Genomic DNA, 24,555 nt, shown 5'->3' with positions numbered 1-24,555 from the left:
TCGGCATCAAAAAGGGAAACAATTAGCCCTTTCGGGTGAAAGGGCCAGATAACGTATTAGTCGCACTGCACCTTGATTGCCAGACCGCCGCGAGAGGTTTCGCGGTACTTAGCGTTCATGTCCTTGCCGGTTTCATACATGGTTTCGATCACCTTATCCAGCGACACGCGCGGGGCGCTGGTACGGCGCATCGCCATGCGAGAGGCGTTGATGGCCTTCACCGAGGCAATGGCGTTACGCTCAATGCACGGCACCTGCACCTGGCCGGCGACCGGGTCACAGGTCAGACCCAGGTTATGCTCCATGCCGATCTCTGCCGCCACGCAAACCTGCTCCGGGCTGGCACCCATCAGCTCCGCAAGGCCCGCCGCCGCCATAGAGCAGGCAACGCCAACTTCACCCTGACAACCCACTTCCGCGCCGGAGATCGAGGCGTTCATCTTGTAAAGCGTCCCGATTGCGCCTGCGGCCAGGAAGTAACGGGTGTAGATATCCGGGGTAACCGGCTCGATAAAGTGATCGTAGTAGGCCAGCACCGCCGGCACGATCCCGCATGCGCCGTTGGTCGGGGCTGTGACCACTCGGCCACCGGCGGCGTTCTCTTCGTTCACCGCCAGCGCGAACATGTTGACCCAGTCAACCACCACCATCGGATCGCTGGAGTGCTTGTCGCTGGCAACCAGCAGACGGCGCAGGGCTGAGGCACGGCGCGGCACCCGCAGCGGACCCGGCAGTACGCCTTCGGTGTTCATGCCGCGATCGATACAGGCCTGCATTGTCTGCCAGACGTGAGCAAAGTAGTCGGCAATCTCTTCTTTGCTGTGCAGGGCCAGCTCGTTCTGCATCACCATGCCGGAGAGGGAGAGGCCGGTCTCTTTGCACCAGTTCAGGATCGCCTGGGCAGAGTTGTACGGGTAGGGCACGCTGACGGCCTGGGCGCTCTCTTTACCAAAGTGCTCTTCATCGACGATAAACCCGCCGCCGATGGAGTAATAGGTTTTGCTGTAGAGCTCTTTCTCGCCCTGATATGCATGGATGCGCATGCCGTTCTCATGCAGCGGCAGGTTGTCGCTCTGGAAACGCATCCCGTTATCGGCAGGGAAGTCTACTTCGTGACGCCCCTGAGCCAGCAGCAGGCGGCCACGGGTCTCTACGTCGCGGATGAACGCCGGAATCGCATCGATATCGACGGTCGCCGGCTCGTTACCCGCGAGGCCCATAATAATGGCGATATCGGTATGGTGACCACGGCCGGTCAGCGACAGCGAACCATAGACATCCACCGCCACGCGGGTGACGCTCTCCAGCAATCCCTTTTCGACCAGATCATCGACGAACTGTTTCCCGGCCTTCATGGGCCCAACAGTATGAGAAGAGGAAGGACCAATTCCCACTTTAAACATGTCGAATATACTAATCACGCTAACACTCCTGACAGGGTTGCCGGACCCTCCGGCAACGATGTAATAATTGCGCATAGTGTAAGAGGGAACCGTGGGATCGGTTTAACTATTCACATGAATTAAACTAATAGCCAACCTCTATTTTACTAATGCTGAGAGGCAGGTCACGCCTGGTGAAAAACGGGCGCTGTGTAAAGTATAGTCAGGGTTTGAGACCGATTTGTAAGGCCAGCTCACGAATTATGCCCGCCGTCATGCCCCAGACAAAGTAATGCTGATACCAGGAGAGCCATACCCGGTGCGCATTGCCGCGCCGGTGGATATCCAGCGGGTGATAACGTCCCAGGCGCAGTGCTTCGGCCAGCGGCATTTCAAACACCGCCGCCACCTCATCCTCGCTGGCGTGGTAGTGCAGATCCGGCGGGATAATGCCCACCACCGGGGTAACCTGAAAGCCGGTCACGCTGTCTACCGGAGGCAGAACACCAATCACCTCAACCGCCTCGGGCGGAATGGCGACCTCCTCCTCGGCCTCGCGCAGGGCGGCGGCAATAATAGAGGCATCGCTGCTGTCCACGGCCCCACCGGGGAAAGCCACCTGGCCCGCGTGCTTACGCAGCCGCGCTGAGCGCTGGGTGAGCAGCAGCCCTGGCTGCTCACGGCGTACCACCGGGATCAGCACCGCCGCCTGGCGGTTGTTCAGGCTCGCACCGCTGGCCTGGGGGCGTAAAAGTTGGAAGCGTGATAAAAAATCGTCCAGGGTCAGGTTTGTGCTCTCCACCGGTTATCTCTCCAGCTGATGCAGAATACGATTAACTTTATCAAAGGTTTCCTGATATTCCGCCTCGGGCTGACTATCGGCAACGATGCCGCCCCCGGCGGAGCAGTAAATCTGCCCGTTGCAGGCGCTTAGAGTGCGGATAGTGATGCTGGTGTCCATGGTGCCGCAGAAGCTGATATAGCCGATGCTGCCACACCAGGCATTACGCCGCTGCGGCTCCAGCTCGTCAACAATCTGCATCGCCCGCACCTTTGGCGCGCCGGTGATCGAGCCGCCGGGAAAGGCAGCCCGCAGCAGATCGCAGGCGTGCTGTGAGGCGGGCAGTCGGGCGGTGACGGTGCTGACCAGATGGTGCACGGCAGGAAACGGCTCCACCACAAACAGCTCCGGGACGCGCACCGAGCCGGGCATCGCCACTCGGCCAATGTCGTTGCGCATCAGGTCAACGATCATCAGGTTTTCAGCGCGATCCTTCGGCGAGGCCGCCAGCTTTTCCGCCTGCTGGCGATCGGCCTGCGGATCCGCCAGCCGGGGCAGGGTACCTTTGATGGGCCGGGTCTGAATGCGATCCCGCTCCAGATGGATAAACCGCTCAGGGGAGAGGCTCAGGATGGCCCCGTCCTCAAGACGCAGGAAGGCGCTGAACGGTGCGCGGTTGCTGGCGTTAAGGCGGGTGAACGCCTGCCACTCATCGCCTTGATAGGTAGCCTGAAAGCGCTGGGCCAGATTGACCTGATAGCAGTCGCCGCTCTGCAAATAAGCCTGCACGCGCGCAAATTTATCGGCATACTGCGCTGGCGTCATATTGGCGCGCCAGCGGGAGGTGAGGCAAAAATCCTCGCTGGCGGGTACTTGCTGGGCCTCCAGCCAGGCGAGACGGGCATTGACGTCGCCGTGGCTCAGCAGCGACACACGTTTCTGATGGTGATCGACAATCAGCGCCCAGTCATAGAGCCCCACCGCCATATCCGGCAGGGCGATGTCGGCCTCTGCCTGCGTGGGCAGTTTTTCAAAGCGTCGACCCAGATCGTAGCCAAACAGCCCCAGCGCGCCGCCCAGGAAGGGGAGGTCCGGATCCACCTCGGCAGAGAGTGCCAGCGACGTCAGCGCCTGCTGAAGCAGCGCCAGCGGATCGGCAGTGGACACCTCCGTGCCGTTCAGCGTCACGCGTGTGCTCTCACCGGTGGTCACCAGCGTGCCCAGCGGATCGGCGACCAGAATATCGAAGCGGCTGTAGGCGTGCTCGGCATGGCCGGAGTGCAGCAGCATCGCCCACGGCAGGTGGCTCAGACGCGCAAACCAGAACTCAGCGGCGTCGTGACGCCACGGTAGGGTAATAACGGTAGGGGAAAGCGTGTTCATGTATGGCAAACAACCAGGTAGCGTGAAATAATTAGCGCTGATAATCTAGCAGGAGTTAACGATGTTTGCAGGTTTACCTTCGCTCAGTCATGAGCAGCAGCAGCAGGCGGTAGAACGTATTCAGCAGCTTATGTCTGAAGGCATGAGCAGCGGGCAGGCGATCGCGGTGGTCGCCGAAGAGCTGCGTGCCAACCATACCGGAGAACGGATCGTGGCACGCTTTGAAGATGAGGATGAAGAAGAGTAGGTCTATACCGCGGCGATAATTTTAATTTCGACCCGGTACTGCGGGTTCATCAGCGTCGCCTGTACGGTGCAGCGTACTGGCGCATGGCCTGCTACCACCCATGCATCCCACGCGCGGTTCATTGCCGCAAAATCATTAACGTCGGCCAGAAAAATCGTCGCGTCAAGAATGCGCGTTTTATCGCTACCCTGTTTCGCCAGCACGGCATCAATCTGCGCCAGGGTGTTGGCGGTCTGCGCCTCGGCGTCAGCCTCAAGGTTCTCCGGCACGCCGGTGTAGTACAGCGTCTGGTTGTGGATCACGGCATCGGACCAGCGGGCCTCGGCATCAATACGTTTAATCGTCACTTTTCACTCCGTTATGGCTTTTTTGCAGGGCCAAGACTGCCACAGGGGAGCGATCCTGTCACGACTTCGGCTAGCTAAAAATTCCCGCGCCTGACATAATCACTGGCGATATAACCAGGGGGCGGCGTGGCAGAGAACAGTGTAACGGACGATTTTGCAACAGACGGGCAGTTAGCGAAAGCGATACCGGGGTTTAAACCGCGTGAGCCGCAGCGGCAGATGGCCCAGGCGGTCAGCGCGGCCATTGCTAACACCCAGCCGCTGGTGGTTGAGGCCGGAACCGGGACGGGGAAAACCTACGCCTATCTGGCCCCGGCCCTGCGCGCCGGGAAAAAGGTCATTATCTCCACCGGCTCGAAGGCGCTACAGGATCAGCTCTACAGTCGCGATCTGCCGACCGTCTCCCGCGCGCTGGAGTACACCGGCCGTCTGGCGCTGCTCAAAGGGCGCTCCAACTACCTGTGCATCGAACGTCTTGAGCAGCAGGCGCTGGCCGGAGGCGATCTGCCGGTGCAGATCCTCAGCGACGTTATCCTGCTGCGGTCATGGTCGAGCCAGACCCTTGATGGCGACATCAGCACCTGCGCCAGCGTGGCGGAGGACTCTCAGGCCTGGCCGCTGGTCACCAGCACCAACGACAACTGCCTCGGCAGCGACTGCCCGATGTATAAAGATTGCTTTGTGGTCAAGGCGCGTAAGAAGGCGATGGACGCTGACGTCGTGGTGGTTAACCACCATCTCTTTCTCGCTGACATGGTGGTGAAAGACAGCGGCTTTGGCGAGCTGATCCCTGAGGCCGACGTGATGATCTTCGACGAAGCGCATCAGCTGCCGGATATTGCCAGCCAGTACTTCGGCCAGTCGCTCTCCAGCCGCCAGCTGCTGGATCTGGCGAAAGATTTCACCATTGCCTACCGCACCGAACTGAAAGATACCCAGCAGCTGCAGAAGTGTGCGGATCGCCTGGCGCAGAGCGCGCAGGATTTCCGTCTACAGCTGGGCGAGCCGGGCTATCGCGGCAACCTGCGCGAGCTGCTGGCGGACAGCCACGTCCAGCGCGCGCTGCTGCTGCTCGATGATGCCTTAGAGCTGTGCTACGACGTGGCCAAGCTCTCTCTTGGTCGTTCGGCGCTGCTCGACGCGGCCTTTGAACGGGCCACGCTCTACCGCACGCGCCTCAAGCGGCTGAAAGAGATCAACCAGCCGGGCTTCAGCTACTGGTATGAGTGCACCTCGCGTCACTTTACCCTCGCCCTGACACCGCTCACCGTGGCGGAGAAGTTCAAAGAGGTGATGGCCCAGAAGCCGGGAAGCTGGATCTTTACCTCGGCCACGCTCTCGGTGAACGACGACCTGCACCACTTTACCTCCCGCCTCGGGATTGAAACGGCAGAGTCGATGCTGCTGCCCAGTCCGTTTGATTTCGCCCGCCAGGCGCTGCTCTGCGTGCCGCGCAATCTGCCGCAGACCAACCAGCCCGGCGCGGCGCGCCAGCTGGCGGCCATGCTGAGGCCCATGATCGAGGCCAACAACGGCCGCTGCTTTATGCTCTGCACCTCCCACGCCATGATGCGCGATCTGGCGGAGCAGTTCCGCGCTACACTGTCGCTGCCGGTGCTGTTGCAGGGGGAGACCAGCAAGGGCCAGCTGCTACAGCAGTTTGTCACCGCCGGAAACGCCCTGCTGGTGGCAACCAGCAGCTTCTGGGAAGGGGTAGACGTGCGCGGCGATACCCTGTCGCTGGTGATCATCGACAAGCTGCCCTTTACCTCACCGGACGATCCGCTGCTGAAGGCGCGAATGGAGGATTGCCGCCTGCGCGGGGGCGATCCTTTTGACGATGTTCAGCTGCCGGACGCGGTGATCACCCTCAAGCAGGGGGTAGGCCGCCTGATCCGCGACATCGACGACCGTGGCGTGCTGGTGATCTGCGACAACCGACTGGTGATGCGTCCCTATGGCGCCACCTTCCTTGCCAGTCTGCCGCCTACGCCGCGCACCCGGGATATCGCCCGCGCGGTGAGATTCCTGTCCGGGACCTCTGCGCAGTAATTTGCCGCAGAGTGTGCTAAGATGCGCGCCATTTTATTGAATCAACACCCCGAGAGCGCGAAGACCGATGCGAATTCTGGCTATTGATACCGCCACAGAGGCCTGTTCCGTTGCCCTGTGGAATGACGGTACGACCTCTGCCCACTTTGAACTCTGCCCAAGAGAACATACCCAACGTATTTTACCTCTGGTTCAGCAGACGCTGAACGACAGCGGCGTTACCCTTGGCGAACTCGACGCGCTGGCCTTTGGCCGCGGGCCGGGCAGCTTTACCGGCGTGCGCATTGGCATCGGCATTGCCCAAGGCCTGGCGCTGGGTGCCGAGCTGCCGATGATCGGCGTCTCGACGCTGGCCACCATGGCGCAGGGTGCATGGCGTAAAACCGGCGCAACGCGCGTGCTGGCCGCCATCGATGCCCGCATGGGCGAAGTCTACTGGGCCGAGTACCAGCGGGATGAGCAGGGCGTCTGGCACGGCGAAGAGAGCGAGGCGGTGCTGAAGCCGGACGCGGTGAGCGAACGTCTGGCCCAGCTCAGCGGATCTTGGGCCACGGTGGGCACCGGCTGGCCGGCATGGCCGGATCTCGGCCAAGAGAGCGGGCTGACGCTCAGCGACGGTGGCATCCTCCTGCCTGCCGCTGAAGATATGCTCCCGCTCGCTTGCCAACTTTTTGCCCAGCACCGCACCGTCGCCGTAGAGCATGCGGAGCCGGTTTATTTGCGCAACGAGGTGGCCTGGAAGAAACTTCCGGGCAGAAAATGAATCTCAGCTATATACATAACGTAACAATGTAAATAGCAGGAAGGTGGTAAGTGAAGGTATCCCAAAAGGTGGGTCAAAGCAGGTCCGGGCGCTGGCTGCTGGCAGGCTTAGCCGCCTTAGCGTTGAGCGGCTGCATCTCGGTGCCTGACGCCATTAAAGGCAGCAGCCCAACGCCGCAGCAGGATCTGGTTCGGGTGATGAATGCGCCTGAGCTGTACGTCGGCCAGGAGGCGCGCTTCGGCGGTAAAGTTATCGGCTTGCAGAACAAGCAGGGACAAACCCGGCTGGAGATTGCCTCGGTACCGCTGGACAGCGGCGCGCGCCCCGTGCTGGGTGAACCTTCCCGCGGGCGTATCTACGCCGACGTGAACGGCTTCCTCGATCCGGTGGATTTCCGTAACCAGTATGTGACCGTGGTCGGCACCATTAGCGGCGTTGAGCAGGGCAAAGTGGGCGAGACCCCCTATAAGTTTATGGTCATGAAGGTGAGTGGCTATAAGCGCTGGCATCTACAGCAGCAGGTTATGCTGCCGCCGCAGCCGATTGACCCCTGGTACTGGGGACCGGGGCCTAATCCGTGGCGTTACGGTGGCTACGGAGGTTACGGCTGGTACAACGCCGGTCCAGCCCCGGTGCATACCATCGTAACAGAGTAACTCTCTGTTAAATAAGAGAAGAGACAGCGGACTATCCGCTGTTTCTCCTTTTTTATGACCATAACAAGAATAAAAGAGTGACGCGCTTCGCAACCTGTGAATCGGCCAATTAATAAACTGGTACAATGAGTTAATATAATGTTAACGGCATGTTTATTAAGCGGAGTTGCGATGACGACGAATTTTCATTTCAGAGGTGACGCATTGAAGAAGGTTTGGCTTAACCGTTATCCCGCCGACGTGCCAGCGGACATCAACCCCGATCGCTATCAATCCCTTGTGGAACTCTTCGAAAACGCCGCGATCCGTTACGCGGACCAGCCGGCGTTTATCAACATGGGCGAGACCATGACCTTCCGTAAGCTGGAAGAGCGCAGCCGTGCCTTTGCCGCCTGGCTACAGCACGGACTGGGGTTAAAGAAGGGCGACCGCGTGGCGCTGATGATGCCCAACCTGCTGCAGTATCCGGTAGCGCTGTTTGGTATTTTGCGTGCCGGTATGGTGGTGGTCAACGTTAACCCGCTCTATACCCCGCGCGAGCTGGAGCATCAGCTCAACGACAGCGGCGCGGCGGCTATCGTCATCGTCTCTAACTTTGCCCACACCCTTGAAAAGGTGGTGCAGAAAACCCAGGTGCAGCACGTGATTTTGACCCGCATGGGGGATCAGCTCTCTGCGGCGAAGGGGACGCTGGTCAACTTCGTGGTCAAGTACGTTAAGCGACTGGTCCCAAAATATCACCTGCCGGACGCCATCTCGTTTCGTCAGGCGCTGCACAACGGCTACCGGATGCAGTACGTTAAGCCGGAGGTCGTCCCGGACGATCTCGCTTTCCTGCAGTACACCGGCGGCACCACCGGCGTGGCCAAAGGGGCGATGCTGACCCACCGCAACATGCTGGCTAACCTCGAACAGGTGAATGCCACCTACGGGCCGCTACTGCACCGGGGAAAAGAGCTGGTGGTTACCGCTCTGCCGCTGTATCACATCTTTGCCCTGACCATGAACTGCCTGCTGTTTATCGAGCTGGGCGGGCAGAACCTGCTGATCACCAACCCGCGTGATATTCCAGGGCTGGTGAAGGAGCTGGCGAAGTACCCATTTACTGCCATGACCGGGGTGAATACCCTGTTTAACGCGCTGCTGAACAACAAAGAGTTTCAGCAGCTCGATTTCTCTACGCTGCACCTCTCCGCAGGCGGCGGGATGCCCGTTCAGCAGGCGGTCGCCGAACGCTGGGTGAAGCTTACCGGGCAGTATCTGCTAGAAGGCTACGGCCTGACGGAGTGCTCTCCGCTGGTGAGCGTGAACCCGCACGATATCGACTACCACAGCGGCAGCATCGGCCTGCCGGTGCCCTCTACGGAAGTGAAGCTGATTGACGACGAGGGCAGGGAAGTACCGCACGGCGAGCCGGGCGAGCTGTGCGTCAAGGGGCCGCAGGTGATGCTGGGCTACTGGCAGCGCCCTGATGCTACCGACGAGATCATTAAAGATGGCTGGCTGATGACTGGCGATATCGCGGTGATGGACGACGAAGGCTTCCTGCGCATCGTCGATCGTAAAAAAGATATGATCCTGGTCTCCGGCTTCAACGTCTACCCTAACGAAATTGAAGACGTGGTGATGCAGCACCCTGGCGTGCAGGAAGTGGCCGCCGTCGGCGTGCCGTCCACCAGCAGCGGGGAAAAGGTCAAAATTTTCGTAGTGAAAAAGGACCCCACCCTCAGCGAAGAGGCGCTCATTACCTTCTGCCGCCGTCAGCTGACCGGCTATAAGGTACCGAAGCTGGTGGAGTTTCGTGAGGAGCTGCCGAAATCCAACGTCGGCAAAATTTTACGGCGAGAATTACGTGACGAAGCGCGCGGCAAAGTAGACAATAAGGTCTAAGCTTCGAGTGAGTCGCCCAACGCCGGTTAGCCCGGCGTTTTTTATGGGCGCAAACCAAAGAGAGTATGATTTGAACTACCAGATGATCACTACCAACGACGCGCTGGCGACCATGAGCGAGGCGGCGCGCGCGTTTCCGGCTCTAGCCATCGATACCGAATTTGTCCGCACCCGCACCTACTATCCGCAGCTGGGCCTGATCCAGGTCTACGACGGCCAGCAGGTTTCGCTGATCGATCCGCTGGAGATCACCGACTGGACGCCGTTCCGCGAGCTGATGATGGATCGCGCGGTCACCAAGTTTCTCCACGCCGGCAGTGAAGATCTGGAAGTTTTCCTCAACGTGTTTGGCGAGCTGCCGCAGCCGCTGATCGATACCCAGATCCTTGCCGCCTTCAGCGGCCGTCCGCTGTCGTGGGGCTTCGCCTCCATGGTAGAGGAGTACACCGGTCTGGCGCTGGATAAAAGCGAATCCCGCACCGACTGGCTGGCGCGTCCGCTGACCGAGCGCCAGTGCGACTACGCTGCGGCCGACGTCTGGTATCTGCTGCCTATCGCCCACAAGCTGATGGCGGAGACCGAGGCGGCGGGGTGGCTGCCTGCTGCGCTGGACGAGTGCCGCTTGATGCAGGTGCGTCGTCAGGAAGTGCTGGCCCCGGAAGAGGCGTGGCGCGATATTAGCAACGCCTGGCAGCTGCGTACCCGTCAGCTGGCCTGCCTGCAGCTGCTGGCAGCGTGGCGTCTGCGTAAGGCGCGCGAGCGCGATCTGGCGGTAAACTTTGTGGTGCGGGAAGAGAACCTGTGGGCGGTCGCACGCTATATGCCGGGCAGCCTCGGCGAGCTGGATAGCATCGGGCTCTCGGGGAGCGAGATCCGCTTCCACGGTAAAACGCTGCTGGCGATGGTTGCGCAGGCCCAGGCGTTGCCGGAGGAGGCGCTCCCGGAGCCGCTGCTGAACCTGCTTGATATGCCGGGCTATCGCCGGGCCTTCAAGGCGATTAAGGCGCTGGTGCAGGAGGTGAGCGTAGCAAAAGGGGTAAGCGCCGAGCTGCTGGCCTCGCGTCGACAAATAAATCAGCTGCTTAACTGGCACTGGAATATTAAGTCGTTTGCCACTCCGCCGGAACTTATCTCCGGCTGGCGCGGTGAATTAATGGTGGCAAGTCTTCAGGCTCTGCTGCTGGAATTTCCCCGCTAGCGAACGCGGCACTGTAAATAAACACAGTGAATAAGCATAAATAAAAAAGGCAGCGCTTAACGGGCTGCCTTTTTAATGAAGGAGATAACGGTAAAACGTTATTTCGTCTCTTCAGCTTCCGGTAGGGTAACGTTGAGCTCAAGAATAGAAATATCGCCGTCTTTTTGCTCCAGCTGTACCGTCACCATTTCCGGATCGATCTGCACATACTTACAAATCACTTCCAGAATATCTTTGCGCAGCTGCGGCAAATAGTGCGGCTCGGCATCGCTGCGGCGACGCTCGGCCACGATGATCTGCAGGCGCTCTTTCGCTATGTTAGCGGTACTCTTCTTTCGTGAGAGAAAAAAGTCTAGTAATGCCATAATTTATCCTCCGAACAGGCGTTTGAGGAAACCTTTCTTCTCTTCTTCGATGAAGCGGAAAGGGCGTTCTTCTCCCAGCAGACGTTCCACGGTATCAGCATACGCTTTACCGGCATCTGATGTCGCGTCCAGGATCACAGGTTCGCCCTGGTTAGAGGCGCGCAGCACGGACTGATCTTCCGGGATAACCCCGACCAGCTTGATGCGCAGGATCTCCAGCACATCTTCCATGCTCAGCATGTCGCCTTTACTAACGCGGCCCGGGTTGTAGCGGGTCAGCAGCAGATGCTCTTTAATCGGCTCTTGACCGTTCTCGGCGCGGCGCGATTTAGAGGAGAGAATGCCCAGAATGCGGTCCGAGTCGCGTACTGAGGAGACCTCTGGGTTAGTGGTAATAACGGCTTCATCTGCGAAGTAGAGCGCCATCAGCGCGCCGGTTTCGATCCCGGCAGGGGAGTCGCAGACGATGAAATCGAAATCCATCTTCTTCAGATCGTCGAGCACTTTCTCGACGCCGTCACGGGTCAGCGCGTCTTTGTCACGCGTCTGGGAGGCAGGAAGAATATAGAGGCTTTCCGTACGCTTATCTCTGATCAACGCCTGGTTTAGCGTTGCGTCGCCCTGAATAACGTTAACGAAATCATAGACTACCCGGCGTTCACAACCCATGATCAGGTCGAGGTTACGCAGGCCGATATCGAAGTCGATAACGACGGTCTTCTTTCCCTTCTGGGCCAAACCAGTCGCGATGGCCGCGCTGGATGTCGTCTTACCGACGCCCCCTTTACCCGAAGTAACAACAATAATGCGTGCCATAGGTGTTCCTTGTTATAAGGGCTTAATTCAATGGTTGAACAGTCAAAGCGTTATCCGCGAGGAGCAGGCGTGCCGCTTTGCCATAATATTCGGCTGGGATTTGATCGCTCAGCCAGTATTCACCCGCGATGGAGACCAGCTCCGCGGTGAGATGTGTGCAAAAAATTTGTGCTTCTCTGTCGCCGTTGGCCCCCGCCAGCGCCCGTCCACGCATCATGCCATAGATATGGATATTGCCATCGGCGATCAGCTCTGCGCCCGCGCTGACGTGGCTGGTAACGATCAGATCGCAGCCCGGGGCATATATTCTCTGTCCGGAACGGACCGGAACATCAATTAAGCGTGTTTTTGTGATCGGCGCGACAACGGGCTCTTCAACCATCGGCGCTTCAACAATTGGCGCTTCAACGACCGGGGCCACAGCAGCAGGCGGCTGGCGCAGTTTTTCTTTGCCTTCCGTCAGCAGTGGGAGCCCAGCGCGGTCAATCTCCGCCTTCAGCTCGGCCTGTTTACAGCCGCTAACGCCGATAACACGCAAACCGGTGCTGGCAATCGCTTTATGCAATGCAGACCAGTTTACCGCCTCGTCCAGCGCGGAAATGTTAATAACAACGGGAGCATGCTGTAAAAAAGCGGGAGCCTGAGCGATTTTGTCTTCTAAGGCCTGACGAATAACCTCGGGTTTCGCATCATGCAAATGAACCACTGATAAGGTAAAACTACTGCCTTTAAGCTCGATGGGCGTGTTTGACATCCTGACCTTACTCATTTAGCTATTATCCCCCGCACAGCGGGTGATATTCCGAAGACTCTCAGGCATGTTATAGTCCCTGCTATATTGAGGCAAGACACCTCCCCTTAATTAAGAGTAAAAGTATGTTTTGTGTGATCTACCGAAGTGCTAAGCGTGAACAGACCTATTTGTATATCGAGAAAAAAGATGATTTTTCTCGCGTCCCTGAGCCATTAATGAAAAGTTTTGGCCAGCCGGTCATGACGATGCTGCTGCCCCTCGACGGGCGCAAAAGCTTAGCCAATGCCGATCTGGACAAGGTCAAAGCGGCGCTGAAAGAGCAGGGATACTACCTGCAAATGCCGCCCCCGCAGGAGGATCTCCTTAAGCAGCATCTGCAAAGCAGCGGGAAGATTGACAAATCCTGAGACGGCGGTGATAGTCAAATTTCACTCGCGTTCAAAGGGTTACTCAGGGGGTAACATGTATCAGCATCATAACTGGCAGGGTGCACTGTTAGATTTTCCCGTTAGTAAGGTTGTTTGCGTTGGCAGTAACTATGCGAAACATATTCAGGAGATGGGCAGCGCTACGCCGGACGAGCCGGTGCTGTTTATCAAGCCTGAAACCGCGCTCTGCGATCTCCGCCAGCCGTTGGCCTTGCCGCAGGGGCTAGGATCGGTGCACCACGAAGTTGAGCTGGCGGTGCTGATCGGCGCTACGCTGCGCCAGGCCTCGGAAGAGCACGTTCAACAGGCGATTGCCGGCTACGGCGTGGCGCTGGATCTGACGCTGCGTGATGTTCAGGGCAAAATGAAGAAGGCCGGGCAGCCGTGGGAGAAGGCCAAAGGCTTTGACAACTCTTGCCCGCTCTCCGGCTTTATTCCAGCAGCGGAGTTCGCAAGCGATCCGCAGAACACGCCGCTCGGGCTGAAGATCAACGGCGAGGTGCGTCAGCAGGGCACCACGGCGGATATGATCCACAAGATTGTGCCGCTGATTGCCTACATGAGCCGCTACTTCACCCTGCGCGCCGGGGACGTCATTCTTACCGGTACGCCGGAAGGCGTCGGTCCGCTGCACAGCGGCGACGAGCTGGAAGTGAGCTTCAACGGCCAGTCCCTCACCACCCGCGTGCTGTAAACCGTCTGTGCCATGTTTTGCCGTCGAAAGGGCGGCAAAACTTGCATCAATGTGCCAGAGTGGTTATAAGGTGCAGCTGAAATTTCACGGCGGACTTCCTTATGAGCGATACACCTTTCTGGCAGAGCAAAACCCTTGAGCAGATGACCGATGCCGAGTGGGAGTCGCTGTGCGACGGCTGCGGCCAGTGCTGCCTGCACAAGCTTCAGGATGAAGACACCGACGAGATCTACTTCACCAACGTCGCCTGCCGTCAGCTTAATATCAAAACCTGCCAGTGCCGCAACTACGAGCGGCGCTTCGAGTATGAACCGGACTGCATCAAGCTAACGCGGGAGAATCTGCCGACCTTTGAGTGGCTGCCGCCGACCTGTGCCTATCGCCTGCTGGCGGAGGGGAAAACATTGCCGCTCTGGCATCCGCTGCGTAGCGGCTCAAAAGCGGCGATGCACGCCGAGCGCATCTCGGTCCGCCACATTGCCGTGACGGAGTCCGAGGTACGGGACTGGGAGGATCACATCCTCAACAAGCCCGGCGCTTAACGACCAAAGAGGTCGCGTTTTTTCGGTTTGAACGCCTGGGCAATCAGCACGAGGATTGCCACGGCGAAGTAGGCGATAAAGATCCCTACCAGCCACTGCGGCATCTCCAGGGTCAGGAAGGACCACTGGCGTTCGGCGCAGTCGCCAGAGGCAACAAACACCTGCGGCAGCCACTTATCCAGCGGCAGCCAGCTCGGGAAACGGGCGGCGAAATCGCAGGTCATAAACGGGTTAGGGTGCAGCTGGATCATCGTATGCTCCCATGCCAGCTGAATGCCGCGCCACGCGCTGTAGAGCCAGATAGCAATCGCCACATAGCGCAGCGGCGTTTTCGGCGCGATTGCACCCACCAGCCCGGCGCCCATTACGCCAAACAGGGCGCAACGCTCATAAATACATAAAACGCACGGTTTAAGCAGCATCACATGCTGGAACCATAACGCCACCAGCTCAAGCGCCAACGCCGTCAGTGCCATAAGTAACCAGGCACCGCGCCCGTGAGAGCACTTGTTTAAAAATTGTAACATAATCATTTCCCTGGGAGATGCTAGACACCGCAGTGTAAACGAATTCACCCTGAGATGACAAAGGGTTCAGATGCGGGTGAAAGTGGGGGAAATAAGCGTTGTTTATGCTGGAAGTGCAAAAGCGTGGCAAAGGGTAAACGGTCAGCACAATACGCTAAAAATGGCCGTTTAAGAAAAGCGTAAAAACAGAACGGCGATCCCTTTTTCTTCCCGTTTCATGCTATCTGCTGCCCCCTCGCTCTGGTATGATGAGTCTCTTTGTTTCGCTGTGTAATGGAAATTTCTCTATGGTCATTAAGGCGCAGAGCCCGGCGGGTTTCGCGGAAGAGTACATCATTGAAAGTATCTGGAATAATCGCTTTCCACCCGGAACGATCCTGCCAGCTGAAAGAGAACTTTCCGAACTGATTGGCGTCACCCGCACCACGCTGCGCGAGGTGTTACAGCGTCTGGCGCGTGACGGCTGGCTGACCATCCAGCACGGGAAGCCGACCAAGGTGAATAACTTTTGGGAGACGTCAGGCCTCAATATTCTGGAGACGCTGGCCCGGCTCGATCATGAGAGCGTTCCGCAGCTGATCGACAACCTGCTGTCGGTGCGCACCAACATCGCCACCATTTTCATCCGCACCGCGTTTCGCCAGCATCCGCAGGACGCCCTGGACGTACTGGCCCGCGCGCGTGAGGTAGAAGATCACGCCGATGCCTTTGCCGAGCTGGACTACAACATTTTCCGCGGCCTCGCTTTTGCCTCCGGCAACCCTATCTATGGGCTGATCCTCAACGGCATGAAGGGGCTCTACACCCGTATCGGGCGGCACTACTTTGCCAACCCCGAGGCGCGCAGCCTGGCGCTGGGCTTCTACCACCGTCTGGGTGAGGTGTGTGAGCGCGGCGATCATGACAAGGTGTATGATATCGTGCGCCACTATGGACGCGACAGCGGAGAGATCTGGCACCGGATGCAGAAAAACCTGCCGGGCGATCTTGCTATCCAGAGTCGTTAAGTTCAGAGAGAAACAGGGAAAGCCCTCTCCGCCAGGAGAGGGACAGGCGTTACAGGCTATTCTGACGCGGCGGGCAGCGGTCCAACAGCTCTACGCTGCCATCTTCGTTCTGCTGCTCCAGCATCACATCAAATCCCCACAGGCGGTGCACGTGCTTCAGCACCTCCCGACGGCCCTTATCCAGCGGCGCACGGTTGTGCGGCACATAGCGCAGGGTCAAAGAGCGATCCCCACGCAGATCCACATTCCATACCTGGATATTTGGCTCAAGATTGCTGAGATTGTACTGTGCCGAGAGCTTAGCCCGGATCTCACGGTAGCCATCTTCGTTATGGATAGCGGCAATCTCCAGATAGTTATTGCGATCGTCATCCAGCACCGTGAAGAAGCGGAAGTCACGCATCACCTTCGGTGACAGGAACTGGCTAATAAAACTCTCGTCTTTGAAGTCGCGCATGGCGAAGTGCAGCGTCTCCAGCCAGTCCGATCCGGCAATATCCGGGAACCAGTATCTGTCCTCCTCGGTAGGGGACTGACAGATCCGTTTGATATCCTGGAACATGGCGAAGCCCAGCGCGTAGGGGTTGATCCCGCTATACCACGGGCTGTTGTAGGGCGGCTGGAACACCACGTTGGTGTGGCTATGGAGAAACTCCAGCATAAAGCGATCGGTCACTTTCCCCTCATCGTAGAGATGGTTGAGGATGGTGTAGTGCCAGAAGGTCGCCCACCCCTCGTTCATCACCTGGGTCTGTTTCTGCGGATAGAAATACTGGCTCACCTTACGCACGATGCGCAAAATCTCGCGCTGCCACGGCTCCAGCAGCGGGGCATTTTTCTCCATAAAATAGAGCAGGTTCTCCTGCGGCTCAGAGGGGTAGCGCCGCACTTCGGCGACCGTTTTCTCCTCCTCGCGCTTCGGCAGGGTGCGCCACAGGGTGTTTACCTGGCTCTGCAGATACTCTTCCCGGCTCTTCTGCCGCGCTTTCTCCTCCTGGAGAGAGATCTTCTGCGGTCGTTTGTAGCGATCGACGCCGTAGTTCATCAGGGCATGGCAGGAGTCGAGCAGCTTCTCTACCTCGACCACGCCATAGCGCTCTTCACAGTCGGTGATGTAGTTACGGGCAAAAATCAGGTAGTCAACAATGGAGCTGGCATCGGTCCAGCTACGGAACAGGTAGTTATTTTTGAAGAAGGAGTTATGCCCGTAGCAGGCATGGGCCATTACCAGCGCCTGCATGGTAATGGTGTTCTCCTCCATCAGGTAGGCGATACAGGGGTTGGAGTTGATGACGATCTCATAGGCCAATCCCTGCTGTCCGTGCTTATAGAGCCGCTCGGTCTCGATAAACTTCTTACCAAACGACCAGTGGGTATAGTTAATCGGCATCCCGACGCTGGAGTAGGCGTCCATCATCTGTTCAGAGGTGATCACTTCGATCTGGTGGGGATAGGTATCCAGCCGGTAGAGTTTGGCTACCCGATCGATCTCGGCCAGGTAGGTATCAAGCAGTTCGAATGTCCAGTCGGGTCCATCGCTGAGACGGGAGGTGTCCTTATTCATGGAGTCAATCGTAGCCATTAGCGCACCCTCATTGTTGGCGACTCTCTCTTGCAGGAGAGTCTCCTTTCAAGCATAGATCACCGCACCGGAAACCGGACTGGCGGGGAAATTTTTTCTTCGCCATTTCGCCGTGTAAAAAGGGGGGTAGGCCAGGCGTTTGCGCTATTTTATGCTGCGTTACAAGACGGCTCAGCAGGAGATACCAAATACTCCCCATCCGCGGCCATAGGCAGAGATGTGAGTTAAGTCACCATAAAAAAGCCATATGTTGAATAACATTTTCATCTGAGTTATCAATTTGTAATCAGATGATTGTTCTTAACCGATGAATGTTCGTAACTCGTCAGTTTTACTCATAGGGAGTGGCTATGCGCGTTGTGGTTCTGGGAAGTGGCGTCGTGGGCGTGACCAGCGCCTGGTATCTAAGTCAGGCGGGGCATGAGGTAACGGTAATTGAACGAGAGCCGGGATCGGCGCTGCAAACCAGCGCGGCCAACGCCGGACAGATCTCACCAGGCTATGCTTCACCCTGGGCCGCACCGGGTGTACCGCTGAAGGCGATCAAGTGGATGTTTGAACGTCATGCCCCGTTGGCTATCGGCCTTGACGGGACGGCGTTCCAGCTGAAGTGGATGTGGCAGATGCTGCGTAACTGCGACACCCGCCACTACATGGAGAATAAAGAGCGGATGGTGCGTCTGGCCGAGTACAGCCGCGACTGCCTGAAGGCCCTGCGCGACAGCACCGGCATTGAGTATGAGGGGCGGCAGGGCGGCACGCTACAGCTCTTCCGCACAGAACAGCAGTATGAGAACGCCACCCGCGACATTGCCGTGCTGGAAGAGGCCGGGGTCCCCTACCAGCTGCTGGAGTCTGCCCGGCTGGCAGAGGTTGAACCCGCCCTGGCCGAGGTGGCGCACAAGCTCACCGGTGGCCTGCGTCTGCCCAATGACGAAACCGGTGACTGCCAGCTCTTTACCCAGCGTCTGGCGCAGATGGCCGAGCAGACAGGCGTGGTGTTCCGCTACAACACCCCGGTCGATCGCCTGCTCTATGAGGGCGAGAAGATCTACGGCGTGAAGTGTGGCGATGAGGTGATCAAGGCCGATGCCTATGTGATGGCCTTTGGCTCATACTCCACCGCCATGCTGAAAGGCATCGTCGATATTCCGGTCTATCCCCTGAAAGGCTACTCGCTCACCATTCCCGTGGCGGAAGAGAGCGGTGCCCCGGTGTCGACTATCCTTGATGAGAGCTACAAGATTGCTATCACCCGCTTCGATAACCGCATCCGCGTGGGCGGGATGGCAGAGATTGTCGGCTTCAACACCGAGCTGCTGCAACCGCGTCGGGAGACACTGGAGATGGTGGTGCGCGATCTCTTCCCACGCGGAGGCCGCGTCGAAGAGGCCACCTTCTGGACCGGGCTACGTCCGATGACGCCGGACGGCACACCGGTCGTAGGACGTACGCCGTTTAAAAATCTCTGGCTCAACACTGGGCACGGCACGCTTGGCTGGACCATGGCCTGCGGCTCCGGCCAACTGCTGAGCGATCTGATCTCTGGCCGCTCCCCGGCTATTCCATACGATGATTTAGGCGTAGCCCGTTACAGCGACAATTTTACTCCTGCGCAAGCCAGCCATCTGCACGGCGTACACAATACATAAGGGGCAGTCATGACGCGTCCTGTTCAGGCCACGCTTGATTTATCGGCCTTACAGCATAATTTACAGGTGGTTCGCCGCGCCGCGCCTGGGGCGCGGGTCTGGTCGGTAGTAAAAGCCAACGCCTACGGGCACGGGATCGACCGCATCTGGCGCGCGCTGGGTACCACGGACGGTTTTGCCCTGCTGAATCTGGAGGAGGCGGTGTTGCTGCGCGAGCGCGGCTGGAAGGGGCCGATCCTGCTGCTGGAGGGCTTCTTCAATGCCGACGAGCTGCCGCTGCTGGATAGTCTGCGTCTGACTACCAGCATCCACAGCAACTGGCAGCTAAAGGCGCTGCAAAATGCCCGGCTTAGCGCCCCGCTGGATATCTACCTGAAGGTCAACACCGGTATGAACCGGCTAGGGTTTATGCCGGAGCGGGTCAGTTCGGTATGGCAGCAGCTGCGGGCGATGAAAAACGTGGATCAGATGACGCTGATGTCGCACTTTGCCTCGGGGGAGAAGCCCGACGGCATTGTTGAGGCGATGGTGCGGGTAGAGCAGGCGGCGGAAGGGCTTAACTGTCCGCGCTCCCTCGCCAACTCGGCGGCCACGCTCTGGCATCCTCAGGCCCATTTTGACTGGGTCAGACCGGGCATTATTCTCTACGGCGCGTCGCCCTCCGGGCAGTGGCACGACGTCGCGAACAGCGGCATCAAGCCGGTGATGACCCTGCAGAGCGAGATTATCGGCGTGCAGACCCTGAAGCGGGGCGAGCGGGTGGGCTACGGCGGGCGCTATCAGGCCACGGGCGAGCAGCGGATCGGCATTGTTGCGGCGGGCTATGCCGATGGCTATCCGCGCCACGCTCCGGACGGCACGCCGGTGCTGGTGGATGGCGTACGCACGGGGATTGTCGGAACGGTTTCGATGGATATGCTGGCGGTAGACCTAACCCCGTGCCCGCAGGCTGGGATCGGTACGCCGGTTGAGCTGTGGGGCAGCGAAATCAAGATTGATGACGTCGCTGCCGCAGCGGGCACGGTGGGGTATGAGCTGATGTGCGCGCTTGCGCCCCGTGTGCCTGTTGTTACGCAATGATTGTGACGTTGTCACTTTTCGCCCGGCGGCGCTATGCTTGCCGGGCCTACCATGTTATTCACTCTCTTGTTCTGCTACTCGGACACCGACCTTACGCACGGCGTTGTCCTCTTTCTCCGCCACCGTCCAGATCATGCCGGCAAACTCCACCTGGTCACCGACCACCGGCGCAGCACCGATCAGCTTCTGCACAATATCCCCCAGCGTCTGTTGTTTGTCGGGATACTCCGTTCCCTGATCGAGACCGTAGATCAGCGCCACGTCGGCAAACTTGGCGCTGGCCTCCAGAATAAAGTCCCCGAAGAAGCGCTGATCCAGCGCCACCGGCGGCGAGTGGCTAAACAGCTTGCCCAGCGCAGGCAGGTCGCGCTCGCGGCCAATTACGCACAGCACGTCGCCTTCACGCAGGTGGGTGCTGCCGGTCGGGTGCAGCAGCGCGTTGCCCCGGAACAGGGCCGCAATGCGCGTCTCCGGCGGCATATGCAGATCGCGCAGCGCCGCACCGACGCACCACTTATCGGCGCTCAGCTGGTAGATAAACTGCTCCCAGGCATTCTCCGGGCTGATGTCCAGCCCAACCCGCGACTCGGGCCAGCCCACCGGGGGAACCACCACCCTGGCTTTTTTCGCTGCCCAGCCCAGAGAGGTCCCCTGGAACAGCAGGGAGACCAGCACCACGAAGAAGGCGACGTTGAAGAACAGGCGGGCATTTTCCAGTCCAGCCATCATCGGGAATACCGCAAGGATGATAGGCACCGCGCCGCGCAGCCCCACCCAGCTAATAAAGATACGCTCGCGCAGGTTGAAGCCGCGGAACGGCAGCAGGCCTGCAAACACCGACAGCGGGCGGGCAATAAAGATCATCCACGCCGAGAGCAGCAGGGCCGGAACGGCAATCACCAGCAGATCGGAGGGGGAAACCAGCAGCCCCAGCACGAGGAACATGCCGATCTGCGCCAGCCAGGCCAGGCCGTCAAAGTTCTGCTGAATAGTATAGCGGTTACGAATGGGGCGGTTGCCGAGCACAAAACCGCACAGGTAGACTGCCAGGATGCCGCTGCCATGGATTGCCGTGGTGACCGCGAAAATAAGAATGCCGCCGCTCAGGGCCAGCAATGGGTAGAGCCCGGCGGGCAGCGCAATACGGTTGATCATCTGCAGCAGCAGGTAGCCACCCGCCAGGCCGACGATAATCCCGAGGCCAAACTCCTGAACAATATGCAGGGCAAACTTCCAGTCCAGCCCAAGCTGGTGATGCTGGATCATATCTATCAGGGTAATGGTGAGAAACACGGCCATCGGATCGTTGCTGCCGGACTCAATCTCCAGGGTCGAGCCGACACGCTCGTTAAGCCCCTTGCCGCCCAGCAGGGAGAAGACCGCCGCCGCATCCGTCGAGCCGACGATCGCGCCAATCAGCAGGCCTTCCATCATGTCTAGCTTGAACAGCCAGGCGGCCATCATTCCGGTAAGGCCGGAGGTGATCAGCACCCCGACCGTAGCCAGCGACAGGGCCGGACCGAGGGCGACGCGGAACGAACTGGCCTGGGTGCGCATGCCGCCATCCAGTAGAATGATCGCCAGCGCGAGGTTACTGATCATGTAGGCGAGCGGATAGTTATCGAAAGGGATACCGCCGACGCCGTCGACACCGGCCAGCATGCCGATGGCGAGAAAGATAACCAGGATGGGAATACCAAGGCGTGATGAAAAAGAACTTAATAAGATACTGCAGGTTACAAGCACTGAACCCAAAATGAAAAGACCGATGATTGCCTCAGCTTCCAATGTCGTTTTTCTCCTCTAAATACAATTACCACCCAAACGGGGCCGAGGGCGCTCGCGCCAGAGATGGCGCGGCACGACCCTCTAAAACCTTACCATATCCACGGCGGTAGCAGCGTTTTAATAGAGGCTAAAAACGATATTTTTATTCACGTAAAACAGGATGGCCGCTAAGGGTAAGCTGCGTATGAAAATCTTGATGCTGTAAGCGCGCCTGCGCGCCCAGCGGCAGGGTCACCGTCTGCGGCTCATGACCAAAGGCGAGGCCGCTCACCACCGGGATCGCCAGGCGCGTACGCAGGTAGGCTATCATCGCGTCAAGATCGAACCCGGCATCATAGTCGTTAGGGGCGCTGCGGCTGAAGCTGCCGAGGATCAGCGCCCTCTGCCGCGACAGGATGCCCGCATGATGAAGCTGGAGCAGCATGCGCTCCACGCGGAACGGGTGCTCATTAATATCCTCGACCACCAGAATACCGTTTTCTATGGCCGGCAGCCACGGCGTGCCGATGAGCGAGACCAGCATCGCCAGGTTCCCCCCCCAGAGCGTTCCCGCAACGTCGCACGCCGGACCATTGCCTTCCCAGGTCACGGTAAAGATCTCATTGCGCAGCGCGCGCCAGAAGTGCGCCTGCGTAAAGTCATCCAGCGCCTCTGCGCCAAAGTTACCCGCCAGCATCGGCCCGCAAAAGGTGATGACGTTATCCGTCGCCAGCAGGCCAAGCTGCACGGCGGTGAAGTCGCTGTGGCCGCAGATCAGCAGCGGCGCGTGTCGCTGGCGCTCGGCCAGCCCCTGCCAGTCGATCCCCTCCAGCAGACGGCTGGCACCGTAGCCGCCGCGTACCGGCATCACAATCGTGTTCGCCGTGTCCAGCGTCACCAGGGCATTCAGATCCGCCAGCCGCTCGACGTCATTCCCGGCAAAGCGACTATCGCGGCGGGCGATCACCTGCTGGTTCTCTACATGGTGGCCTGCGGCCTCAAGGCGCTGGATGCCCCTGAGGGCGGCGGGCTGATTAATGCAGTAGCCGGAGGGGGCGATCAGATGAATCCGGGACATGGCAAATCCTTGCTGACATAGTAAATGAAACGGTTATCATGCCGCTTAGGATTGTCATTGTCATCTAAACTCCCGGTAAAAGGATTGTTGGTGTGAAATTGAGATGGTTTGCTTTTTTGGTGGTGCTGCTGGCAGGGTGTAGTTCAAAACAGGATTATAAAAATCCGCCGTGGAACCCGGAGGTCCCGGTCAAACGGGCGATGCAGTGGATGCCGATCAGCGAGAAAGCGGGTGCGGCGTGGGGCGTCAGCCCGCGGCTGATAACGGCCATTATCGCCGTAGAGTCTGGTGGAAATCCGACGCTGGTGAGTAAATCCAACGCCGTGGGTCTGATGCAGCTTAAAGCCTCTACCGCCGGGAGAGAGGTTTACCGGCACATGGGCTGGAGCGGGCAACCCTCGACCAGCGAGCTGAAAAACCCGGAGCGCAATATCTCGATGGGGACGGCCTACCTGAGCATTCTTGAACACGGCGTACTTGCCGGGATTAAAGATCCAGAGGTGATGCAGTACGCGCTGGTGGTCTCTTACGTCAACGGCGCAGGGGCGCTGCTGCGCACCTTCTCATCGGATCGCAAGAAGGCCATTAGCGAGATCAACGACCTGGACGCGGATGAATTTGTCGAGCACGTTGCCGAAAATCATCCTGCGCCGCAGGCACCACGCTATATCTGGAAGGTGCAGAAAGCCATGGATGCGATGTAAATCATCGCACCTTATTGGCCCGCTCGCGCGCCTCACGCTCCAGCGAGAAGATGATCCGCTGGAGCTCGCGCTCCACCGCTGGGTTCGTATTTAAGAAGCGGAAGCTCAAACGCGGGGTGGTGACGGTGTCGTTCTTGCCGTCTACCACCTTACGCTCGCTGATAGAGATCAGCTGGGCATCAAAATAGAACTGCCCCCAGCCGCCCATATCCAGTTCGATTTGCGAGAAGCGCTGTCCCTCTTTCACGCCCTCTGGCGTGGCACCTTCCAGCAGCGCGCCCATGCCGCCAACCGACAGGTCATACAGGCGAAAGCGCATCGGGCGCTTGTCCGGCAGCGTAGCCTTGCCAAAGTAGGCCGGATGCAGCGGGGCGCTGATACGGAAGTATTCCCGGCGCTGGATAAACCATACGGAGGAGGGGAGCGGCGTGACAAACGCCGGCAGCGCCTGATAATCGCTCATCTGCAATCCAGAGACGATAAATTCAACCTTCGCCCCTCGGGTCTCGGCGGTAATGGTCAGACTGTCGACACGCTGCACCGCTTTGTTCTCATACTCCTGGCTGCCGAGGTCCACCACCAGCCGGTCGAGATCCGCATCGAGGATCTTGCTGATGAATTGCCCGCTGCCCCAGGAAATACAGATCGGCACCTGCTCTTTGTGCAGATCGCGCAGTATGCCCAAAACGGCCAGAGGGGTTTGTTTCAGGAACTGCTCACTGTAGTTACTCACGCCGGATGGCTCCTTGCTGACTTATCGCCCATCGTTGATTTATCGGCACGCGGGGCGGGAACTTCAGCCGTAATGTAAATTTTTTTAGCAACAAAAAAATTAATAAGTCTGTGACATTTAACCTTTT

Annotated in this window: 25 protein-coding genes; 13 read left to right on the top strand and 12 right to left on the bottom strand. The window is 58.7% G+C overall.

Annotated elements, in window-relative coordinates; all coding sequences use genetic code 11:
* Positions 1 to 56: 56 nt before the first annotated feature.
* The 3 genes from sdaA to pabB form a co-directional block, all read right to left on the bottom strand.
* On the bottom strand, positions 57 to 1,421 hold the full coding sequence (sdaA, locus tag EV102420_RS09475) for an L-serine ammonia-lyase (RefSeq protein ID WP_042391294.1): 1,365 nt from the start codon (positions 1,419 to 1,421) through the stop codon (positions 57 to 59).
* A gap of 184 nt (positions 1,422 to 1,605) precedes the next feature.
* Positions 1,606 to 2,184, bottom strand: coding sequence for a CoA pyrophosphatase (locus tag EV102420_RS09470; protein WP_042391292.1), 579 nt, complete (start codon positions 2,182 to 2,184; stop codon positions 1,606 to 1,608).
* A 3-nt stretch (positions 2,185 to 2,187) separates the two neighbouring features.
* Positions 2,188 to 3,546, bottom strand: a complete 1,359-nt coding sequence (gene pabB, locus EV102420_RS09465; RefSeq protein ID WP_042391289.1) for an aminodeoxychorismate synthase component 1 — start codon at positions 3,544 to 3,546, stop codon at positions 2,188 to 2,190.
* Between the two features lie 61 nt (positions 3,547 to 3,607).
* Here pabB and EV102420_RS09460 point away from each other — a divergent pair, with 61 nt between their 5' ends.
* Entirely contained in the window at positions 3,608 to 3,793 is a 186-nt protein-coding gene (locus EV102420_RS09460) for a YoaH family protein (RefSeq protein WP_042391288.1), read from the top strand.
* 2 nt (positions 3,794 to 3,795) lie between these two features.
* On the opposite strand, the gene EV102420_RS09455 is transcribed toward EV102420_RS09460, so the two are convergent.
* A complete protein-coding gene (locus EV102420_RS09455) occupies positions 3,796 to 4,140 on the bottom strand; it encodes a RidA family protein (RefSeq protein WP_042391286.1) in 345 nt (114 codons plus the stop codon).
* A 126-nt stretch (positions 4,141 to 4,266) separates the two neighbouring features.
* Between EV102420_RS09455 and yoaA the strand changes: the two genes are divergently transcribed.
* The 5 genes from yoaA to rnd all read left to right on the top strand — a co-directional run bounded on the left by yoaA (position 4,267) and on the right by rnd (position 10,699).
* On the top strand, positions 4,267 to 6,192 hold the full coding sequence (gene yoaA, locus EV102420_RS09450; RefSeq protein WP_042391285.1) for a DNA repair helicase YoaA: 1,926 nt from the start codon (positions 4,267 to 4,269) through the stop codon (positions 6,190 to 6,192).
* A gap of 67 nt (positions 6,193 to 6,259) precedes the next feature.
* Positions 6,260 to 6,955 carry a tRNA (adenosine(37)-N6)-threonylcarbamoyltransferase complex dimerization subunit type 1 TsaB gene (gene tsaB, locus EV102420_RS09445; RefSeq protein WP_042391284.1) on the top strand — a complete coding sequence of 232 codons (696 nt, stop codon included), beginning with the start codon at positions 6,260 to 6,262 and terminating at the stop codon, positions 6,953 to 6,955.
* Between the two features lie 68 nt (positions 6,956 to 7,023).
* Positions 7,024 to 7,611 (top strand): Slp family lipoprotein, encoded by a 588-nt coding sequence (locus tag EV102420_RS09440; RefSeq protein ID WP_042391462.1) that lies wholly within the window; start codon positions 7,024 to 7,026, stop codon positions 7,609 to 7,611.
* Positions 7,612 to 7,815: 204 nt separating this feature from the next.
* Positions 7,816 to 9,501: a long-chain-fatty-acid--CoA ligase FadD gene (gene fadD / locus EV102420_RS09435; protein ID WP_131406009.1), complete on the top strand. Its 1,686-nt coding sequence runs from the start codon at positions 7,816 to 7,818 to the stop codon at positions 9,499 to 9,501.
* Between the two features lie 70 nt (positions 9,502 to 9,571).
* A complete protein-coding gene (gene rnd, locus EV102420_RS09430) occupies positions 9,572 to 10,699 on the top strand; it encodes a ribonuclease D (protein ID WP_106403919.1) in 1,128 nt (375 codons plus the stop codon).
* Between the two features lie 98 nt (positions 10,700 to 10,797).
* Here the strand turns inward: rnd and minE are convergent, their stop codons facing one another.
* The 3 genes from minE to minC are packed head-to-tail and all read right to left on the bottom strand — an operon-like array spanning position 10,798 to position 12,634.
* Positions 10,798 to 11,064: a cell division topological specificity factor MinE gene (gene minE / locus EV102420_RS09425; RefSeq protein WP_042391279.1), complete on the bottom strand. Its 267-nt coding sequence runs from the start codon at positions 11,062 to 11,064 to the stop codon at positions 10,798 to 10,800.
* 3 nt (positions 11,065 to 11,067) lie between these two features.
* Positions 11,068 to 11,880 (bottom strand): septum site-determining protein MinD, encoded by an 813-nt coding sequence (minD, locus tag EV102420_RS09420; protein ID WP_042391277.1) that lies wholly within the window; start codon positions 11,878 to 11,880, stop codon positions 11,068 to 11,070.
* A gap of 22 nt (positions 11,881 to 11,902) precedes the next feature.
* Entirely contained in the window at positions 11,903 to 12,634 is a 732-nt protein-coding gene (gene minC, locus EV102420_RS09415; protein WP_042391275.1) for a septum site-determining protein MinC, read from the bottom strand.
* Positions 12,635 to 12,756: 122 nt separating this feature from the next.
* Here minC and EV102420_RS09410 point away from each other — a divergent pair, with 122 nt between their 5' ends.
* From EV102420_RS09410 to ycgN, 3 genes are all read left to right on the top strand, one after another.
* Positions 12,757 to 13,041 (top strand): YcgL domain-containing protein, encoded by a 285-nt coding sequence (locus EV102420_RS09410; RefSeq protein WP_042391274.1) that lies wholly within the window; start codon positions 12,757 to 12,759, stop codon positions 13,039 to 13,041.
* Between the two features lie 55 nt (positions 13,042 to 13,096).
* Positions 13,097 to 13,756: a fumarylacetoacetate hydrolase family protein gene (locus EV102420_RS09405; protein ID WP_042391273.1), complete on the top strand. Its 660-nt coding sequence runs from the start codon at positions 13,097 to 13,099 to the stop codon at positions 13,754 to 13,756.
* A gap of 101 nt (positions 13,757 to 13,857) precedes the next feature.
* Complete coding sequence (gene ycgN / locus EV102420_RS09400; RefSeq protein ID WP_042391270.1) at positions 13,858 to 14,298, top strand: cysteine cluster protein YcgN; 441 nt, start codon at positions 13,858 to 13,860, stop codon at positions 14,296 to 14,298.
* On the opposite strand, the gene dsbB is transcribed toward ycgN, so the two are convergent.
* Positions 14,295 to 14,825 (bottom strand): disulfide bond formation protein DsbB, encoded by a 531-nt coding sequence (gene dsbB, locus EV102420_RS09395; protein ID WP_042391268.1) that lies wholly within the window; start codon positions 14,823 to 14,825, stop codon positions 14,295 to 14,297. The genes ycgN and dsbB overlap by 4 nt on opposite strands.
* A 287-nt stretch (positions 14,826 to 15,112) precedes the next feature.
* Here dsbB and fadR point away from each other — a divergent pair, with 287 nt between their 5' ends.
* Complete coding sequence (gene fadR, locus EV102420_RS09390; protein WP_042391266.1) at positions 15,113 to 15,832, top strand: fatty acid metabolism transcriptional regulator FadR; 720 nt, start codon at positions 15,113 to 15,115, stop codon at positions 15,830 to 15,832.
* Between the two features lie 49 nt (positions 15,833 to 15,881).
* On the opposite strand, the gene EV102420_RS09385 is transcribed toward fadR, so the two are convergent.
* A complete protein-coding gene (locus EV102420_RS09385; protein ID WP_042391264.1) occupies positions 15,882 to 17,414 on the bottom strand; it encodes a SpoVR family protein in 1,533 nt (510 codons plus the stop codon).
* A 350-nt stretch (positions 17,415 to 17,764) separates the two neighbouring features.
* On the opposite strand from EV102420_RS09385, the gene EV102420_RS09380 reads away from it, so the two are divergent.
* Both EV102420_RS09380 and dadX read left to right on the top strand, forming a co-directional pair.
* The gene (locus tag EV102420_RS09380; RefSeq protein ID WP_042391263.1) at positions 17,765 to 19,066 is read left to right on the top strand and encodes a D-amino acid dehydrogenase; all 1,302 of its coding nucleotides are present in this window, start codon (positions 17,765 to 17,767) and stop codon (positions 19,064 to 19,066) included.
* Between the two features lie 9 nt (positions 19,067 to 19,075).
* A complete protein-coding gene (gene dadX, locus EV102420_RS09375; RefSeq protein ID WP_042391262.1) occupies positions 19,076 to 20,146 on the top strand; it encodes a catabolic alanine racemase DadX in 1,071 nt (356 codons plus the stop codon).
* 54 nt (positions 20,147 to 20,200) lie between these two features.
* Here dadX and EV102420_RS09370 read toward each other — a convergent pair whose 3' ends face one another.
* Together EV102420_RS09370 and ldcA are read right to left on the bottom strand one after the other, a co-directional pair.
* Positions 20,201 to 21,934 carry a potassium/proton antiporter gene (locus EV102420_RS09370; RefSeq protein ID WP_042391261.1) on the bottom strand — a complete coding sequence of 578 codons (1,734 nt, stop codon included), beginning with the start codon at positions 21,932 to 21,934 and terminating at the stop codon, positions 20,201 to 20,203.
* Between the two features lie 142 nt (positions 21,935 to 22,076).
* A complete protein-coding gene (gene ldcA / locus EV102420_RS09365; protein WP_042391258.1) occupies positions 22,077 to 22,991 on the bottom strand; it encodes a muramoyltetrapeptide carboxypeptidase in 915 nt (304 codons plus the stop codon).
* Between the two features lie 92 nt (positions 22,992 to 23,083).
* Between ldcA and emtA the strand changes: the two genes are divergently transcribed.
* Complete coding sequence (gene emtA / locus EV102420_RS09360; RefSeq protein ID WP_042391256.1) at positions 23,084 to 23,695, top strand: membrane-bound lytic murein transglycosylase EmtA; 612 nt, start codon at positions 23,084 to 23,086, stop codon at positions 23,693 to 23,695.
* Position 23,696: 1 nt separating this feature from the next.
* Here emtA and ycgR read toward each other — a convergent pair whose 3' ends face one another.
* Positions 23,697 to 24,428 carry a flagellar brake protein YcgR gene (ycgR, locus tag EV102420_RS09355; RefSeq protein ID WP_042391254.1) on the bottom strand — a complete coding sequence of 244 codons (732 nt, stop codon included), beginning with the start codon at positions 24,426 to 24,428 and terminating at the stop codon, positions 23,697 to 23,699.
* Positions 24,429 to 24,555: the final 127 nt, after the last annotated feature.

Source organism: Pseudescherichia vulneris NBRC 102420, from assembly GCF_000759795.1.
GTDB lineage: Bacteria > Pseudomonadota > Gammaproteobacteria > Enterobacterales > Enterobacteriaceae > Pseudescherichia > Pseudescherichia vulneris.
This window is presented reverse-complemented; position numbering and strand designations above follow the sequence as displayed.